The sequence below is a fragment of the Giesbergeria giesbergeri genome, from assembly GCF_054779375.1.
In genome coordinates this window covers 54439-70616 of the sequence record NZ_BAAGYJ010000012.1, presented here as the reverse complement: position 1 = coordinate 70616, position 16178 = coordinate 54439, and the positions used below count along the sequence as shown (strand labels likewise).

Here is a 16178-nt window from a genome sequence, read left to right as displayed (position 1 = left end):
GCGGGGCTTAGAGCAGATGGGCGCTGCGCAGGGCGGCTTCTACCACTGCTTCGTTGCTGGCGCTGAGTGTCGTCATGGGCAGGCGCAACGTGCCACCGCACAGGCCCATGCGTTGCATGGCCCACTTGACGGGGATGGGGTTGGCCTCGACAAACAGGTGCTTGTGTACGGGCATCAGCTGGAATTGGATTTCCATGGCACGGCTGATATTGCCTGCCCGTGCCGCGGCGCACAGCTCGTGCATCAGGCGTGGAGCCACGTTGGCTGTGACACTGATATTGCCGTGACCACCGCACAGCATCAGCGCCACGGCGGTGGGATCGTCTCCTGAGTAAACGCCAAAGCCTTGGGGTACATCACGAATCAGCCATTGTGCTCGTTCGATATTGCCGGTGGCTTCTTTGATACCAATGATACCCGGCACTTGGGCCAGGCGTAGCACGGTGTCGTGCTGCATATCGGCCACCGAGCGGCCGGGCACGTTGTACAAAATAATGGGCAAGTCGCCTGTGGCCTCGGCAATGGCCTTGAAATGTTGGTATTGGCCCTCTTGGGTGGGCTTGTTGTAGTAGGGCACCACTTGCAGTTGGCTGTCGGCACCCACGCTTTTGGCAAAGCGGGCCAGCTCAATGGCCTCGGCCGTGGAGTTGGCACCGCAACCGGCCATGATGGGCACGCGCTTGGCTGCTTGCTCTACCGCCACGCGGATGATTTCGCAGTGCTCTTGCACGTTGACGGTGGGTGACTCGCCCGTGGTGCCAACCACACCAATGCAGTCGGTGCCTTCGGCAATATGCCAGTCGATGAGTTGACGCAGGGTGGGGTAATCGACGCTACCGTCTTCGTGCATGGGGGTGACGAGGGCGACGATGCTGCCGGTGAGGGAGACGCTGGAAGTGGTCATGTCCGCAGTGGTAAACGGGTAAAAGGGCATTCTAACTAGAGGCAGGGCAGGCCGACAGTGGGGCGCGTTGGGTTAGAAGCACGACCAAACCTGATCGGCCAGCAGTACCATAAAGCTGGGCTGGGTATAGAGGGCAAATACAGCCAGCAGCACCAGTATGGCAGCACTGACGGCCAGCCCTCGTTGCCAAGAGGGTTGGGGCCGTGGTGTGATGGAGGATGTGGGCATGGTTCAAGCTCCCTGCATGGCTGGGCGTTGGATGGACTGCTCTTTGATCGGTAAGCTGGCCAAAGCAGCCAACACCCCAAGCACGATAGAAATCATCCAGACGATGTTGTAATTGCCCGTTTGGTCGTACAGGTAACCACCCAACCAGACACCCATGAAGCTGCCCAGTTGGTGGCTAAAGAATACAAACCCTCCCAGCATGGACAAATGCTGCACGCCAAAGATTTGGGCTACCGTGGCATTGGTGGGAGGTACGGTAGACAGCCACAAAGCGCCCATCACCGCCGAGAACAAATACACCGACCAAGGCGACAGTGGCGCCCACAAAAACAACACAATGGCCACCGAACGTGTGAAATAAATAGTAGCCAGAATGTAGCGTTTGGGCAGGCGCTGGCCCAGACTGCCGGTCAGGTAAGAGCCAACCACATTGAACAGGCCAATCAGTGCCAATGCGTGGCTACCCACCTCGGGCGAGAGGCCATGATCGCGCAGGTAGCTGGGCATGTGCACACCAATAAACACCACCTGAAAGCCACAGACAAAATAAGAGGCGGTCAAAAACAAAAAGCTGGGGTAACGCAAAGCCTCGCTCAGGGCTTGGCCAATGCTTTGCCCCCGGTGTGCTGGTGCGCTGCCCTGAAAGCCCGGCTCTCGCAGGCCCAGTGCCAGTGGCATGATAAACAGCACCATGACCCCCAGCGCCAAGAGAGATTGCTGCCAGCCCAAGGTATTGAGCAAGAAGCCTTCTACTGGCACCATCAAAAACTGCCCGAAGGAGCCTGCGGCAGCGGCCACACCCATGGCCCAAGAGCGTTTGTCGGGGGCAATTTGGCGGCCCAGCACGCCATAAATCACGGCATAGGTGGTGCCCGCTTGCGCCGCACCAATCAGCACCCCAGCCGTGAGGGCAAACACCGTGGTGTTGGGTGACCAAGCCATGCCTGCCAGCCCCAGCGCATACAGCAGCGCGCAGCCTGCCAGCACCTTGAAAGCCCCAAAGCGGTCGGCAGCCATGCCCATGAAAACGCCAATCACGCCCCAGGATAAATTCTGTATAGCCATGGCCAGTGCAAAAGATTGGCGTGTCCAGCCCATCTCTTGCGTGATGGGTTGCAGCCATAGGCCAAAGCCGTGGCGTATGCCCATCGATAAGGTCACGATGGCAGCACCACAGGCCAGCACCTGGAACATGGAGAGTTTGTGTGGAGACGGTGGAGAAGACATCGGACAACTGTAATGGCAAGGGCATTATTCTGCTGGAGACGCCACCCCCTAGAATCCGCGCCCATGCCAGCCAAACCTATTTCTACCTCCCTTCCTGAATATTCTGAAAGTTCGATCCGTGTGCTCAAGGGGCTAGAACCTGTCAAGCAGCGCCCCGGCATGTATACCCGCACTGACAACCCGCTGCACATCGTGCAGGAGGTGTTAGACAACGCCGCCGATGAGGCCTTGGCCGGGTATGGAAAAAAAATCAAAGTGAGTCTGCACCTCGACGGCTCGGTCAGCATTGAGGACGATGGCCGGGGCATTCCGTTTGGCCTGCACCCCGAAGAAAATGCCCCTGTGGTGGAGTTGGTGTTTACCCGCCTGCACGCGGGTGGAAAATTTGACAAAGGCCAGGGTGGGGCTTATAGCTTTTCTGGTGGCTTGCATGGTGTGGGTGTGAGCGTGACCAATGCCCTCTCCACCCGGTTGGAAGTGACCAGTCATCGTGAAGGCCAAATGGCGCAGTTGGCTTTTGCTGGGGGCGATGTGGTCGAACCCTTGCAAGTGCGCCCCTTACAGGCCGGAGAGCGCAAGCAGGGCACCACGGTGCGTGTGTGGCCCGATGCCCAATATTTTGAATCCAGCCAGTTGCCCATGGGTGAATTGGTGCATTTGCTGCGCAGCAAAGCCGTGCTGATGCCGGGTGTGACGGTGACGCTCGCCAACGAAAAAAGCCGCGATCACCAAACTTGGCAATACAAAGGCGGCTTGCGTGACTACCTGATGCAAACGTTGGTGGCCGACCCGGTGATCCCGCTGTGGGAGGGCCAAGGTTTTGCCGACAGCAGCCACGACAGCTTTGCCGAAGGCGAAGGCGCAGCATGGGCCGTGGCCTTTACCGACGAAGGCGCACCCGTGCGCGAGAGCTATGTGAACTTGATTCCGACCAGTGCTGGTGGCACGCACGAGTCTGGTTTGCGCGATGGTCTGTTCCAAGCCGTAAAGGGCTTTATTGAACTGCACAGCCTGTTGCCCAAAGGCGTGAAGTTGATGCCCGAAGATGTGTTTGCCCGTGCCAGCTATGTGCTCAGTGCCAAGGTGCTCGACCCCCAGTTCCAAGGCCAAATCAAAGAGCGGCTGAACTCGCGCGATGCGGTGCGTTTGGTGTCGGGCTTTGTGCGCCCGGCGTTAGAGCTGTGGCTGCACGAGCACGTTGAATACGGTAAAAAACTGGCCGAGTTGGCGATCAAAGCGGCGCAAACACGCCAACGTGCCGGGCAAAAGGTAGAAAAGCGCAAAGGCTCCGGCGTGGCTGTGTTGCCGGGCAAGCTCACCGATTGTGAAAGCCGCGACACTGCGTACAACGAGCTGTTTTTGGTAGAGGGCGACTCCGCTGGGGGCAGTGCCAAAATGGGCCGTGACAAAGAAAACCAAGCTGTGCTGCCACTGCGTGGCAAGGTGCTGAACACTTGGGAGGTAGAGCGCGATCGGTTGTTTGCCAACAATGAAATCCACGACATTGCGGTGGCGATTGGCGTGGACCCGCATGGCCCACAAGACGAGCCAGATTTGTCTGGCTTACGTTACGGCAAGATTTGCATTTTGTCGGATGCTGATGTGGATGGATCGCACATCCAAGTGCTGTTGCTGACGCTGTTTTTCCGGCATTTCCCTAAACTGATTGATACCGGCCATGTGTTTGTGGCGCGGCCACCATTGTTTCGGGTGGATGTGCCAGCGCGGGGCAAAAAACCGGCCAGCAAGTTGTATGCGCTGGATGAAGGCGAGTTGACCGCAATTTTGGATAAATGCGCCAAAGAAGGCGTGCCCCGCGATAAATGCACCATCAGCCGCTTTAAGGGCTTGGGAGAGATGAACGCCGACCAGCTCTGGGAAACCACCCTCAACCCCGATACCCGACGTTTGATGCCAGTGCATCTGGGGGCATTGGATTTTGTTACCACTGAAGCTTTGATGAGCAAACTGATGGGCAAGGGCGAGGCCGCCTCGCGCCGTGAGCTGATGGAATTGCACGGCGACAGCGTGGACGTGGATATATAGGCGCAACACACAACATGATTTCTGATCTTCTGACTCCCATTGCCCTGCCCGTTTCCGCCACTGACCACCCTGAAAGCTTAGGCGGTTATGCCCAACGGGCTTATTTGGAATATGCCCTGAGCGTGGTCAAAGGCCGGGCGTTGCCCGATGTTTGCGATGGCTTGAAGCCGGTGCAGCGGCGCATCTTGTACGCAATGGACCGCATGGGCCTGAGCTACTCTGGCCCCACCGGCAACGTAGCTCCCAAACCCGTGAAAAGCGCCCGTGTGGTGGGCGATGTCCTGGGGCGCTTTCACCCGCATGGCGACCAGTCGGCCTACGATGCCTTGGTGCGTATGGCGCAAGACTTTGCCCAGCGTTACCCATTGATTGATGGTCAAGGCAATTTTGGCAGCCGTGATGGCGATGGTGCGGCAGCTATGCGCTACACCGAGGCCCGCTTGTCCAAAATTACCCGCCTGTTGCTCGATGAGATTGACGAGGGCACGGTGGATTTCATTCCCAACTACGATGGCTCCACCGTCGAGCCGCACCAGTTGCCTGCGCGCCTGCCCTTTGCCTTGCTCAATGGGGCCAGTGGCATTGCGGTGGGATTGGCGACAGAAATTCCTAGCCACAATCTGCGTGAAGTGGCCGATGCCTGTGTGGCACTCATCAAGAATCCGCAACTCTCGGCTGACGAGTTGCAAACCCTGATCCCCGGCCCCGACTACCCCGGTGGCGGCCAGATCATCAGCAGTGCCAGTGATATTGCTGATGCGTATCGCACCGGGCGTGGCAGCCTGAAAGTGCGCGCCCGCTGGAAAATAGAGGACTTGGCACGCGGCCAATGGCAATTGGTGGTGACAGAGTTGCCCCCCAGCGTGAGTGCGCAAAAAGTGCTGGAAGAAATTGAAGAGCTGACCAACCCCAAGGTCAAGGCGGGCAAAAAAGCCTTGAGCCAAGAACAAACCCAGCTCAAGGCCAGCATTTTGGCAGTGCTCGACAGCGTGCGCGACGAGTCGAGCAAAGACGCCGCCGTGCGGTTGGTGTTTGAGCCAAAAACTGGCAAAACACCTCAACAAGAATTGATTACGGCGTTGCTGGCGCACACCAGCTTAGAGACTTCAGCACCTATTAATCTGACGATGGTGGGCTTGGATGGCAAGCCAGTGCAAAAATCACTGCGCCGGATGTTGGAAGAATGGATTGCTTTTCGCCAAAGCACTATCACCCGGCGCAGCCAGCACCGGCTGGACAAGGTGCTCGACCGTATCCATATTCTGGAAGGGCGGCACACGGTATTGCTGCACATTGATGAAGTGATTGGCATCATCCGCGAGTCTGATGAGCCCAAAGCTGCTTTGGTGGCCCGTTTTGCCCTGAGTGAGCGCCAAACGGACGACATCCTCGAAATCCGCCTGCGCCAGTTGGCTCGGCTTGAAGCCATCAAAATTGAGCAAGAGCTGCAAGAGCTGCGCGACAGTCAAGGCAAGCTCGAAGACATTCTGGGCAGCCCAGCCACGCTGCGCCGCCTGATGGCGCGTGAGGTGGAGCAAGATGCCAAACAATTTGCTGATGCCCGCCGCACCCTGATACAGGCCGAGAAAAAGGCCGTGGTGGAAGTCAAGGTGGTGGATGAGCCGGTGACGGTCGTGGTGTCAGAAAAAGGGTGGGTGCGTACCCGCAACGGGCATGGTCATGAGGCGGGCAGCTTTGCTTTCAAGGCGGGTGATGGTCTGCATGCCACCTTTGAATGCCGCACGGTGGATACGCTGGTCGTATTTGGTAGCAATGGCCGGGTGTATTCGGTGCCGGTGGCGCAATTGCCCGGTGGACGTGGTGATGGTCAGCCCGTGACCACGCTGATCGAGCTAGAAGCGGGCACACAGATCGCGCATTACTTTGCTGGCCCCGCCCAAGCGCAATTGTTGCTGGCCAGCAGCGGTGGCTATGGTTTCTTGGCCCAAGTGGATAACTTGGTGGCACGCAACAAAGGTGGCAAAGCCTTTATCACCTTGGCCGAGGGTGAAACTGTTTGCGCGCCTTCGCATGTGGCACACAGCAGTGCCAGCCAGCCGTTGACGGCTGCCACCCATGCGGCCTGTGTGTCCAGTGGTGGGCGGATTTTGACGCTGAGCCTCCAAGAGCTTAAGCCTTTGGAGCGGGGCGGGCGTGGCTTGATGCTGATGGCCTTGGAGGGGTCAGATCAACTGGTCGGAGTAGCTGCCTATACACTGAGCGTACGGGTCAATGGCATAGGGCGTGGTGGCCGAGCGCGAGAAGAGGTTTTGGAACTGCGCAGCCTCAATAGCGCCTTGGCACCGCGTGGCCGCAAGGGCAAAGAGGCCAATTTTGGCTTCAAACCCACCAGCGTCACCCGGCACCTGTAAGCACAGAAGATGCAATAAAAAGGGGGCAACATGAACAAAACATCGCAAATTGCACACCAACTCTGGTGGACGGTGGGGGCCGTGGTCATCCTGATGCTGTTGGCGATGGGGTTGATTGGACGCCATGTTATGCAGCAGCAGGCCCAAGACGATGCCATGACGGCAGAGTTGGGGGCACGATTGGACACGGCTACCCGCTGGATGGGACTGACAGAAACCAATGCAGTTCGCACGCAGGCCATCATCACCAGCAGTGAGCCTGTGGTAGAAGAGACGTTCAAAGACACCATTGCAGCTACGTCCGCACAGATCTCCCAATTGCAGAAGTCGCTGGAGGCCATGGATCTGCGCACCGTAGACAGGGAGCAGATGGGCAAGGTGGGCGCTGCGCGCAAGACCATGCTGGATCTGCGGGCCAAAGCACGCCAGCTCAAAGCGCAGGGAGAGCGTGACCAGGCGGTTGCGCTGATTGCACAGTCCTACAACCCCGCTACTGCCGCCTATTTACAGACCCTGAAAGACTTTGTGCAATTGCAACGGGATGCACTGCACACTTGGCAGAAAGATCAATCGCAGGCCCGGCGTCAAACCTTGCAGATGGTGGGGGTGGCGTTGTTGTTGATTATGGGGGCTATGGTGGTGGGGGCGCAGATGCTGATTCGGCATATGCAGCATTCTTTGGCACAGGCGGTGTCGCTGGCAGAGCAGATTGCCCAAGGCGATTTGACTGCGTCAGTGCAGGTGGCGCGCCAAGATGAGTTTGGTGCTTTGTTGCGCTCATTGCAGGCGATGGGTCAGTCTTTAGCGCAGGTGGTGCAGCAGGTGCGCAACAGTGCCAGCAATATTGCGACCGCCAGTGCCGAGATTGCGATGGGCAACCAAGACTTGTCTATGCGTACGGAGCAGACTTCCAGTGATTTGCAAAAGACGGCAGCCTCTATGGAGCAGTTTGCGGGCACGGTAGAGCACAGCGCCAGCAGCGCCCAAGAGGCCAGCCGTTTGGCTGCGGGGGCTTCGGATGTGGCACGCCGGGGTGGAGAGATGGTCGCCCATGTGGTGTCGACGATGGAGGAGATCAACCACAGTAGCCGCAAGATTTCCGACATCATCGGTGTGATTGATGGGATTGCCTTTCAGACCAATATTTTGGCGCTCAATGCTGCGGTGGAGGCGGCACGCGCTGGTGAGCAAGGGCGAGGCTTTGCGGTGGTCGCCAGCGAAGTGCGCAGCTTGGCGGGCCGCAGTGCACAAGCTGCCAAAGAAATCAAGGCGTTGATTGGTGCCTCGGTAGATCGGGTGGAAGCAGGCTCCCGTCTGGTTCAGGATGCGGGCACCACGATGAACGACATCGTGCAGGCGGTGCAGCGCGTCAATGACATGATTGCCCAGATCAGCACTGCAGCCACCCAAGCCAATGCAGGCATTGCCCAAGTGAATCATGCGGTCGGCAGCCTCGATCAAATGACGCAGCAGAATGCCGCATTGGTCGAGGAGAGTGCTGCCGCTGCACAAAGCCTGCGTGAGCAGGCCGACCATTTGGCGCGGGTGCTGTCGGTGTTCAATACCAGCGGGCAGAAATCGCAGGCACCACGATTGGCCGCTTGAGCAGCGGGGGGAGGGCAGGCCTTAAGCCAGTTCGGCAATCAGCTCGATCTCTACGCAGGCGCCCAGCGGAACCTGGGCTACGCCAAAGGCGCTACGGGCATGTACGCCTTTGGCACCGAACACTTCGCCCAGTAGTTCAGAGCAGCCGTTGGTGACCAGGTGCTGTTCGGTAAAGTCGGCGGTAGAGTTGACCAGACTCATGACCTTGACGATGCGGGCAATCTTGTTCAGATCTCCGGTGGCAGCATGCAAAGTGCCAAGCAGATCAATGGCCACAGCACGGGCTGCTAGTTTGCCCTCTTCGGTGCCAATGTTGCGGCCAAATTGGGCGGCCCAGACTTGACCGTCTTTGCGTGCGATATGGCCGCTCAGAAAAAGCATGTTACCGCTTTGCACATAGGGCACATAGGTGGCCGCTGGTGTGGCTGCGGGAGGCAGGGTGATGTTCAGGGCTTGCAGTTTGTCGTAAACGCTCATAAAAATTCCTTACAAAAAAGGGGTTAGAAACAGGTTTACCAGTGTGGCACAGCCCCAGTGCCATAGGCAGGGCAGTACGATGAGGCCCGCCATGAATGCACCATCTACTCCGCCCATTGCAGTGTTGCCCAACCCGATGGCAGACGATCGTGCCCGCGCATGGCCTTGGCATTTTCCGGTGCTGTTGCTGGGTGCTCTGGGAGGGGCGGGTGTGCAAGTGGGCCAAGCCCAACTCTGGTCGCCACAGTGGTATGGCGTTTTGGGCTTGGTGGGTGTGGTGTTGCTGTGGGTGGTGTGGCGTGCCCGGCGTTGGCCTGTCAGACGCTGCGCTTGGTGCACCAGTCTGCTCTGTGCTTTGGCAGCAGCGTTGCTGTTGTTTTCTGTGACGGGGTGGCGTGCCACCCAGTTTGCTGCGCAGGCACTCAACCCGGCTCTGGAAGGCCATGACCTGCGTGTGACTGGCATGGTCACGGCCATGTCCCAGCCCTTAGAGGGTGGGCAGCGTCTGCGGCTGGCGGTGGAGTCGGCCACTCTGGCGGGCCAAAAGGTGCACCTGCCCCAATTGATAGATGTGGGTTGGTACCACCGCCCACAGCACTCCAGTACCGAAGCCGATACCGTGGTGCGCCCCGGCGAGCGTTGGCAAATGACAGTGCGCCTCAAAGCACCGCATGGCCTGCGCAATCCACACGGCTTTGATTATGAACTCTGGGCATGGGAGCAGGATGTGCAAGCCGTGGGTGATGTGCGCATTAGCAAAAAAGACCCGGCTCCGCAGCGGCTGGCGGCCACCTACCAGCATCCCGTAGAACAAATCCGCCAACAAGTGCGCGACGCCATCATGCTGCAATTGGCTGCCCCCAAGCCTGCCGATGCTGCTGACCAGCGAGTGGCTGGCGTGGTGGCCGCCTTGGTGACCGGAGACCAGCGGGCGATTGAGCGTACAGATTGGGACTTGTTTCGTACCACCGGGGTGTCACACCTGATGAGCATTTCCGGGCTGCACATTACCTTGTTTGCTTGGCTGGCGGCGGCATTGATGCGGGGGCTGTGGCGGCGCTCCTCGCGCCTGTGCCTCATGGTGCCGGCGCCTTCTGCGGCACTGGTGGGGGGCGCTCTGCTGGCGGCGGCCTATGCTTTGTTCAGTGGTTGGGGGATTCCGGCGCAACGCACCATCTCTATGTTGTGTGCCGTGGCGCTGCTGCGCTTGTGGGGGCTGCGCTGGCCGTGGCCACAGGTTTGGTTGCTGACTTGTGCTGCAGTGGTGCTGCCCGACCCGTGGGCACTGTGGCAGCCGGGGTTTTGGCTCAGTTTTGTGGCGGTGGGTATTTTGTTTGCCAGCGATCCAGGCGCTGGCGCATCAGAGGCACCCAGTATCGTGGGCCGTTTTTTGGCGATGCTGCGCGAGCAGTGGGTGGTCACGCTGGCCCTGACTCCACTGGGCTTGCTGATGTTTGGTCAGGTGTCGTTGGTGGGGTTTGTTGCCAATCTGTGGGCCATTCCGTGGGTCACCTTGGTAGTCACGCCGTTGGCCTTTTTGGGGGTGGTGTGGGCACCGCTGTGGCAGTTGGCAGGCATGGCCGTGCAGGCGATGGTGGTTTGCTTAGAGTGGTTTGCCGCTGTGCCTTGGGCTACATTGTGGCTGCCCATTGCCCCGTTGTGGGCAGGCATCGCCGCTGTGGCGGGGGGGGCCTTGCTGGCCTTGTCTTGGCCGTGGCCGGTGCGTTTGTTGGGGTTGCCCTTGCTGATTCCAGTGTTTTTCTGGCAGCCGCCACGTCCGGCACCGGGGCAGTTTGAGTTGCTGGCCGTGGATGTGGGCCAAGGGTCGGCGGTGCTGGTACGCACAGCCAGCCGTACCTTGCTCTACGATGCGGGGCCACGCACCAGCACGGGTAGTGATGCCGGTAGCAGGGTGCTGGTGCCGCTGCTGCGGGCGCAGGGTGAGCACCTTGACACCCTGCTGCTCAGCCACCGTGACAGTGACCATGCTGGCGGTGCGGTCGCTGTGCTCAAGGCGCAGTCTCAGGCGCAGTTGCTGGGTTCTGTCACTGCGGAGCCTCATTTGCAGGCCTTGCGCCCTGTCACTGCCTGTGTGGCAGGCCAACGCTGGCATTGGGATGGTGTCGAATTTTTGGTCTTGCATCCCTCGCCGGTTGAGCCGGCTACCGCTGCTGTGGGCGCACGCAAGGCGCTCAGCAGCACCAATGCCCAAAGTTGCGTCTTGCGCATTGTGGCTGCAAAGGGTGTGGCGGCCTTGTTACCCGGTGATATCGAAACGGCCCAAGAGCAGACTTTGTTGGCACAACACGCTGTGTTGCGTGCCGATGTATTGTTGCTGCCACACCACGGTAGCAAGACATCCTCCAGTGCCGCATTTTTGGATGCTGTGCAGCCCCGCAGTGCCTGGGCACAGACGGGCTACCGCAACCGTTTCGGCCATCCGGCAGCCGAGGTGGTTGATCGCCTGCAAGAGCGTGGTATTACCTTGGTCGATTCTGTGCGTTGTGGCGCAGCCCATTGGTCTTCTGAACAGCCGGACATGGTGCATTGTGAACGTGCATTGCAGCCGCGTTACTGGCAACATTTACCGCCTTGAACTGCCCTCGAATGCTTTGGTGATCGTTCTGATCACTACCGCTGAAAATCCATTTGCGGCGACAATGCCGCTCCTTTTGATTTTTTCCTGTTTTCGTTCGGTTTTTTCATGTCCCTCCAGGTACGTCCCGCTACGCTTCGCGATGCCAAAGCCATTGCCCAACTCCATACCCTGTCGGCCCAAGCGGTCTACAAGGGTTTGATTCCTGATGAGCATCTCAAAACCATGTCGGTGGAAAAACGCCAGGCCTACTGGCGTGAAGCCATCGAGTACTGTGAGCCACAGGTTCAAGTGGCAGTGGAAGATGACAAGATCGTTGGTTTTGTCGGCTATGACCGCTCCCGCGATGAAAAGTCCCGCCCTACCACGGGTGAAATCTGGGCCATCTATGCGGCCCCTAGCCATTGGAACCAGGGTGTCGGTTTGGCACTGTGGGATGCAGCCCGCGAAGGTTTGCAAGAGGAAGGCTGCACCAACGTCACCGCTTGGGTGCCATTGCGCAATGAGCGAGCCATCCGTTTCCATGAGTTGGCGGGTTTTAAGCGCGAGATGTCCACTGCCAAAACAGCGGTAGTGGGTGGCGTCAAGATCGAAGAAGTTCGTCTTAAACGCTCTCTCAACTGAAATCCAATTTACAGAAAGCCACCATGATCGAATGGAACGAACAGGGCGAGGTGCGCACAGCGCGCTGGCGTTCCGAGAGCGGGGCACCCGCTCCCAAGCGCGTACTCTTGGCCGATGACACTTTGTCTGCCGATACCGCCTACCGCCATGCTTGTGCAGGGACTGCCTTGCTGTGGCGGGGTGATTTCCAAAACGCACGCCAGCTATTGCAGGCATTGATGCGCAGAGTGGATCGCAAGCCAGCCAAGGTGGCTGCCCGTGCCGCAGCCAAGTTAGCCCAAGCTACCCCGGAGCAGTCATTTCACTTGCATCGGCAGGCGCAATCACAGCGTGCCCGGACATTGGCTGCCATCGTCATCCAGTTGGAAGGCGATTACCGTATCGCCTTGCGCCGTGCGCCCGATTGGCGCCATGCCTGCACGCAAGCGTGGGGAGAGGCTACTGGTGAGCCCCAGGTGGTGACGTTGCGCGAACTCCTTGGCTTGGTAGGTGCCTACGAGTGGCGCAAGAAGGGTGTTGCCATTGCCGCGTTGGGTGCAGGTGCGCATATTCATCCGCATTACGGCGTTTTTTCGCCTGTACGTGGTGAATACATCGATTTGGTGGCACAAGTGCCACTGCCTTCGCAAGAGCTGGCCTTTGATATTGGTACTGGCACAGGTGTGCTGGCGGCAGTGCTGGCCCGTCGGGGAGTGCGCTGCGTTGTGGCTACTGAAAACGCCCCGCGCGCACTGGCTTGTGCCCAAGACAATATCCAGCGTCTTGGTCTACAGAGGCAGGTGCAATTGCAGGCTCTGGATCTGTTTCCTGCGGGGCAGGCGCCACTCATCGTTTGCAACCCACCGTGGCTACCTGCACGCCCCAACTCTTCGGTAGAGCATGCGATCTACGATGAAGGCAGCCGCATGCTGCGTGGTTTTTTGTCTGGATTGGCCTCCCATTTGGCCCCTGGGGGAGAGGGTTGGCTGATTTTGTCGGACTTGGCCGAACACCTAGGATTGCGCTCGCGTGAGCAGTTGCTGGGCTGGATTGCTGAGGCCGGTTTGCGCGTGTTGGAGCGCCATGATGTGCGTCCACAACACCCCAAGGTACACAATGCCAGTGATCCTCTGCATGTGGCGCGGTCGGCTGAAGTCACTTCGCTATGGCGTTTAGTGCCTGCCTGAGCGGCTCAGCAGGACTCCAGTGCTGCTTCTTCGGGGGCGGGACTGGCCAATACGGCGGCTACCTGGGCACGCAGCGATGCTGCTCGCTCGCCCCCGGCATGGTGACTGACTTGGGCAAACAGCTCCTCTGCTACATGGCGCAGGGTGTCGCCATCTCGGGCATTGCGCAGTGCCGTACGCAGGTTGTGGGCCAAATCGGGATGGGGGCGGGCAAACATGCGTTCGCAAATGTCAAACAAATACATGCGTGCGCCTGCCAGTGAAGATTCGGTGCGCAGCACAGCAGTTTGTGCTGTGTTGTGGGCATTGGCGCAGCCGCTACGCGTTAGGTAGCCTTGGTGCAGCAGGTTTTCCACAATTTGCGCTCCCATGCCGTGGTACATGGCTTGCAAGGCCGACACCGGCTTGCCATCGGCCAGTAGCAGCAATGAACGCTCACGCAGGCTCAGGGTGCGCACACCGGGTGAGAGTTCCTGGTGGGCTTTTTCAGTTTTCTGCAACAGCATGAAAATCAACCATTGGGTCAGGTAAAGAAGCAATTACACCGCCCAACGATGACAATTCAGTGAAGCCTTGGCTGGCTGTAGGTCAATGCCTACTGCCCTTTTTTTCTGCTTGGTGTTTTTATGCCCCTGCTTTTGGCCCCGATGGAGGGATTACTCGATTTTGTGCTGCGTGATGTGCTGACCCGCATTGGTGGCGTAGATCGTTGTGTGTCTGAGTTCATTCGTGTGACCGGTACATTGTTGCCCGACAAGGTATTTTTGCGCTATGTGCCAGAGTTGCACTACGGCAGTCGCACGTTGGCTGGTGTGCCAGTGCGGGCGCAATTGCTTGGTTCCGACCCAGTATGCATGGCCGAAAATGCTGCGCGTCTGGCGGCACTGGGCCCTGAAGGCATAGACTTGAACTTTGGCTGTCCCGCCAAGGTAGTCAACCGCCACGGTGGTGGTGCAGCATTGCTGCAAGACCCTGAGCATATTGCGACGCTGGTAGCAGCGGTGCGCCGTGCTGTGCCTGCAGGGCTTCCGGTATCGGCCAAGATGCGTCTGGGCTACCACGATGGCAGCTTGGCCCGTGAATGTGCCCAGGCCATGGCAGATAACGGAGCCTGCGAGATTGTGGTTCATGCCCGTACCAAGCAGGACGGTTACCGCCCCCCCGCCTATTGGGAACAAATCCCCGCTATTCAGGCTGCAGTGTCTGTTCCTGTGGTGGCCAACGGAGAAATTTGGACAGTACAAGACGCACAGCGTTGTCGCATGGTCTCAGGGTGTCAGTCGCTGATGTTGGGGCGCGGTATGGTGGCTGATCCGGGGCTGGCGCTGGCTATTCGCGCTGCAGATACCGCCCCTGGTGGTCTGCCGTTTGAAGTGACTATGGCGGCACCTGTGCAATGGTCTGATCTGTTGCCCCATATTGCCAGCTTCTGGCAGTTGGTGTGCAATGGCCTAGAGCCCCGCCAGCGGGCAGGCCGCCTCAAGCAATGGTTGAACCTGTTGCGCCGCCGTTTTCCTGAGGCCGAAGTAGCCTACCAGCAAATTCGCACCCAGACCGATCAGCGCACGATCACAGACTGGGTGCAAGCCCAGCAGTCCACATAAACAGTGGCCTGCACGGTTTTTGTGCTTACCAGCTTACCTCTCGGTCGGGGGTGGCACTGATTTTGTGCAAAGACAAATCGGCCCCGTCAAACTCTTCTTCTTGTGACAGGCGCAGACCCACGGTAGCCTTCAGGGCACCATAAACCAACGCACCACCCAACAAAGCCCAACACACGCCCATCGCTGTGCCTATCACTTGGCCCCAAAAACTCACGCCCCCCAAGCCACCAAGTGCCGATTGGCCGAAGATGCCAGCAGCAATGCCGCCCCAAGCACCACACAGGCCATGCAGAGGCCAGACACCCAGCACGTCGTCAATCTTCCACTTGTTTTGTGTGAGCGTGAACATCTGCACAAAGATGCTGCCAGCAATGGCACCCACCACCAAGGCACCCAAAGGGTGCAAGAGGTCGGAGCCTGCACACACGGCCACCAATCCGGCCAAAGGGCCATTGTGGACAAAGCCAGGATCGTTCTTGCCCAATACCAAGGCCGCCAGGGTGCCACCCACCATCGCCATCAGCGAATTGACGGCCACCAGCCCCGAGATTTTGTCTAGCGTTTGTGCGCTCATCACATTAAAACCAAACCAGCCCACAATCAAAATCCACGCTCCCAAAGCCAAGAAGGGGATGTTAGAAGGGGGGTGTGCCGAAATGGCCCCGTCCTTGCGGTAGCGGTTGGCGCGTGAACCGAGCAGCAACACGGCAGGCAATGCAATCCAGCCACCCACCGCATGCACTACGACAGAGCCCGCAAAGTCGTGAAATTCTTCGCCAGTCAGTGCCTTGATTCCATCTTGCACGCCAAAGTGCCGGTTCCAAGCAATGCCCTCAAAAAAGGGATAGATCAGACCCACAATCGCTGCGGTGGCAATCAACTGCGGCCAGAACTTGGCCCGCTCGGCAATGCCGCCCGAAATAATCGCAGGAATCGCGGCCGCAAAGGTGAGCAAGAAGAAAAAGCGTGTTAGCTCAAAACCATTCTTTTGCACCAGTACATCGGCACCAACAAAAAAGTGGGTGCCATAGGCCACGCCATAGCCCACAGCAAAGTACACCACGGTAGAAACCGAAAAATCGACCAAAATTTTGACTAAGGCGTTGACTTGGTTCTTTTTGCGTACCGTGCCCAGTTCCAGAAACGCAAAACCGGCGTGCATTGCCAGCACCATAATGGCGCCTAGCAAGATGAATAGGGTGTCGGTGCCCTGTTTGAGTGATTCCATGACTTTCTCTCGGCCTTGCAAGAGGCAATAAACAACATTTATGGTGCAAAACACCAACTTTGCACCATAAACAAGCAAAAATTGCGCCAGCTTGGTGTGTC

At 58.5% G+C, this 16178-nt stretch carries 13 protein-coding genes; 7 read left to right on the top strand and 6 right to left on the bottom strand.

Translation table 11 applies throughout. The features are described 5' to 3' along the window. Nucleotides 1-7: 7 nt before the first annotated feature. The 3 genes from dapA to ACYVB2_RS14600 form a co-directional block, all read right to left on the bottom strand. On the bottom strand, nt 8-904 hold the full coding sequence (gene dapA / locus ACYVB2_RS14610; protein ID WP_382434533.1) for a 4-hydroxy-tetrahydrodipicolinate synthase: 897 nt from the start codon (nt 902-904) through the stop codon (nt 8-10). Between the two features lie 72 nt (nt 905-976). Then, entirely contained in the window at nt 977-1132 is a 156-nt protein-coding gene (locus ACYVB2_RS14605) for a hypothetical protein (RefSeq protein ID WP_382434531.1), read from the bottom strand. A 3-nt stretch (nt 1133-1135) separates the two neighbouring features. Then, nucleotides 1136-2359: an MFS transporter gene (locus ACYVB2_RS14600; RefSeq protein ID WP_382434529.1), complete on the bottom strand. Its 1224-nt coding sequence runs from the start codon at nt 2357-2359 to the stop codon at nt 1136-1138. Nucleotides 2360-2422: 63 nt separating this feature from the next. Here ACYVB2_RS14600 and ACYVB2_RS14595 point away from each other — a divergent pair, with 63 nt between their 5' ends. Genes ACYVB2_RS14595 through ACYVB2_RS14585 form a run of 3 tightly spaced genes read left to right on the top strand, consistent with a single transcriptional unit; the run spans nt 2423 to nt 8382 of the window. After that, nucleotides 2423-4405 (top strand): DNA topoisomerase IV subunit B, encoded by a 1983-nt coding sequence (locus ACYVB2_RS14595; protein ID WP_382434527.1) that lies wholly within the window; start codon nt 2423-2425, stop codon nt 4403-4405. Between the two features lie 14 nt (nt 4406-4419). Further along, nucleotides 4420-6777 carry a DNA topoisomerase IV subunit A gene (parC, locus tag ACYVB2_RS14590; RefSeq protein WP_382434525.1) on the top strand — a complete coding sequence of 786 codons (2358 nt, stop codon included), beginning with the start codon at nt 4420-4422 and terminating at the stop codon, nt 6775-6777. A gap of 30 nt (nt 6778-6807) precedes the next feature. Then, nucleotides 6808-8382, top strand: a complete 1575-nt coding sequence (locus ACYVB2_RS14585; RefSeq protein WP_382434523.1) for a methyl-accepting chemotaxis protein — start codon at nt 6808-6810, stop codon at nt 8380-8382. A gap of 21 nt (nt 8383-8403) precedes the next feature. On the opposite strand, the gene ACYVB2_RS14580 is transcribed toward ACYVB2_RS14585, so the two are convergent. Continuing rightward, nucleotides 8404-8859 (bottom strand): RidA family protein, encoded by a 456-nt coding sequence (locus tag ACYVB2_RS14580; RefSeq protein ID WP_382434521.1) that lies wholly within the window; start codon nt 8857-8859, stop codon nt 8404-8406. Nucleotides 8860-8950: 91 nt separating this feature from the next. Between ACYVB2_RS14580 and ACYVB2_RS14575 the strand changes: the two genes are divergently transcribed. The 3 genes from ACYVB2_RS14575 (at nt 8951) to ACYVB2_RS14565 (ending at nt 13245) form a co-directional block, all read left to right on the top strand. Beyond that, nucleotides 8951-11455: a DNA internalization-related competence protein ComEC/Rec2 gene (locus ACYVB2_RS14575; protein ID WP_382434519.1), complete on the top strand. Its 2505-nt coding sequence runs from the start codon at nt 8951-8953 to the stop codon at nt 11453-11455. Between the two features lie 108 nt (nt 11456-11563). Further along, the gene (locus tag ACYVB2_RS14570) at nt 11564-12079 is read left to right on the top strand and encodes a GNAT family N-acetyltransferase (protein WP_382434513.1); all 516 of its coding nucleotides are present in this window, start codon (nt 11564-11566) and stop codon (nt 12077-12079) included. Between the two features lie 23 nt (nt 12080-12102). After that, complete coding sequence (locus ACYVB2_RS14565) at nt 12103-13245, top strand: methyltransferase (protein ID WP_382434511.1); 1143 nt, start codon at nt 12103-12105, stop codon at nt 13243-13245. Between the two features lie 5 nt (nt 13246-13250). Here ACYVB2_RS14565 and ACYVB2_RS14560 read toward each other — a convergent pair whose 3' ends face one another. Then, entirely contained in the window at nt 13251-13751 is a 501-nt protein-coding gene (locus tag ACYVB2_RS14560) for a hypothetical protein (protein WP_382434509.1), read from the bottom strand. A 120-nt stretch (nt 13752-13871) separates the two neighbouring features. Here ACYVB2_RS14560 and ACYVB2_RS14555 point away from each other — a divergent pair, with 120 nt between their 5' ends. Then, nucleotides 13872-14849, top strand: a complete 978-nt coding sequence (locus ACYVB2_RS14555) for a tRNA dihydrouridine synthase (RefSeq protein WP_382434507.1) — start codon at nt 13872-13874, stop codon at nt 14847-14849. 25 nt (nt 14850-14874) lie between these two features. Here the strand turns inward: ACYVB2_RS14555 and ACYVB2_RS14550 are convergent, their stop codons facing one another. Then, a complete protein-coding gene (locus ACYVB2_RS14550; protein WP_382434505.1) occupies nt 14875-16077 on the bottom strand; it encodes an ammonium transporter in 1203 nt (400 codons plus the stop codon). Nucleotides 16078-16178 lie beyond the last annotated feature (101 nt).

Bases quoted from the DNA above. Each gene is read 5' to 3' on its own strand.
- dapA (WP_382434533.1), bottom strand. From the start codon at position 904: ATGACCACTTCCAGCGTCTCCCTCACCGGCAGCATCGTCGCCCTCGTC.
- ACYVB2_RS14605 (WP_382434531.1), bottom strand. From the start codon at position 1,132: ATGCCCACATCCTCCATCACACCACGGCCCCAACCCTCTTGGCAACGA.
- ACYVB2_RS14600 (WP_382434529.1), bottom strand. From the start codon at position 2,359: ATGTCTTCTCCACCGTCTCCACACAAACTCTCCATGTTCCAGGTGCTG.
- ACYVB2_RS14595 (WP_382434527.1), top strand. From the start codon at position 2,423: ATGCCAGCCAAACCTATTTCTACCTCCCTTCCTGAATATTCTGAAAGT.
- parC (WP_382434525.1), top strand. From the start codon at position 4,420: ATGATTTCTGATCTTCTGACTCCCATTGCCCTGCCCGTTTCCGCCACT.
- ACYVB2_RS14585 (WP_382434523.1), top strand. From the start codon at position 6,808: ATGAACAAAACATCGCAAATTGCACACCAACTCTGGTGGACGGTGGGG.
- ACYVB2_RS14580 (WP_382434521.1), bottom strand. From the start codon at position 8,859: ATGAGCGTTTACGACAAACTGCAAGCCCTGAACATCACCCTGCCTCCC.
- ACYVB2_RS14575 (WP_382434519.1), top strand. From the start codon at position 8,951: ATGAATGCACCATCTACTCCGCCCATTGCAGTGTTGCCCAACCCGATG.
- ACYVB2_RS14570 (WP_382434513.1), top strand. From the start codon at position 11,564: ATGTCCCTCCAGGTACGTCCCGCTACGCTTCGCGATGCCAAAGCCATT.
- ACYVB2_RS14565 (WP_382434511.1), top strand. From the start codon at position 12,103: ATGATCGAATGGAACGAACAGGGCGAGGTGCGCACAGCGCGCTGGCGT.
- ACYVB2_RS14560 (WP_382434509.1), bottom strand. From the start codon at position 13,751: ATGCTGTTGCAGAAAACTGAAAAAGCCCACCAGGAACTCTCACCCGGT.
- ACYVB2_RS14555 (WP_382434507.1), top strand. From the start codon at position 13,872: ATGCCCCTGCTTTTGGCCCCGATGGAGGGATTACTCGATTTTGTGCTG.
- ACYVB2_RS14550 (WP_382434505.1), bottom strand. From the start codon at position 16,077: ATGGAATCACTCAAACAGGGCACCGACACCCTATTCATCTTGCTAGGC.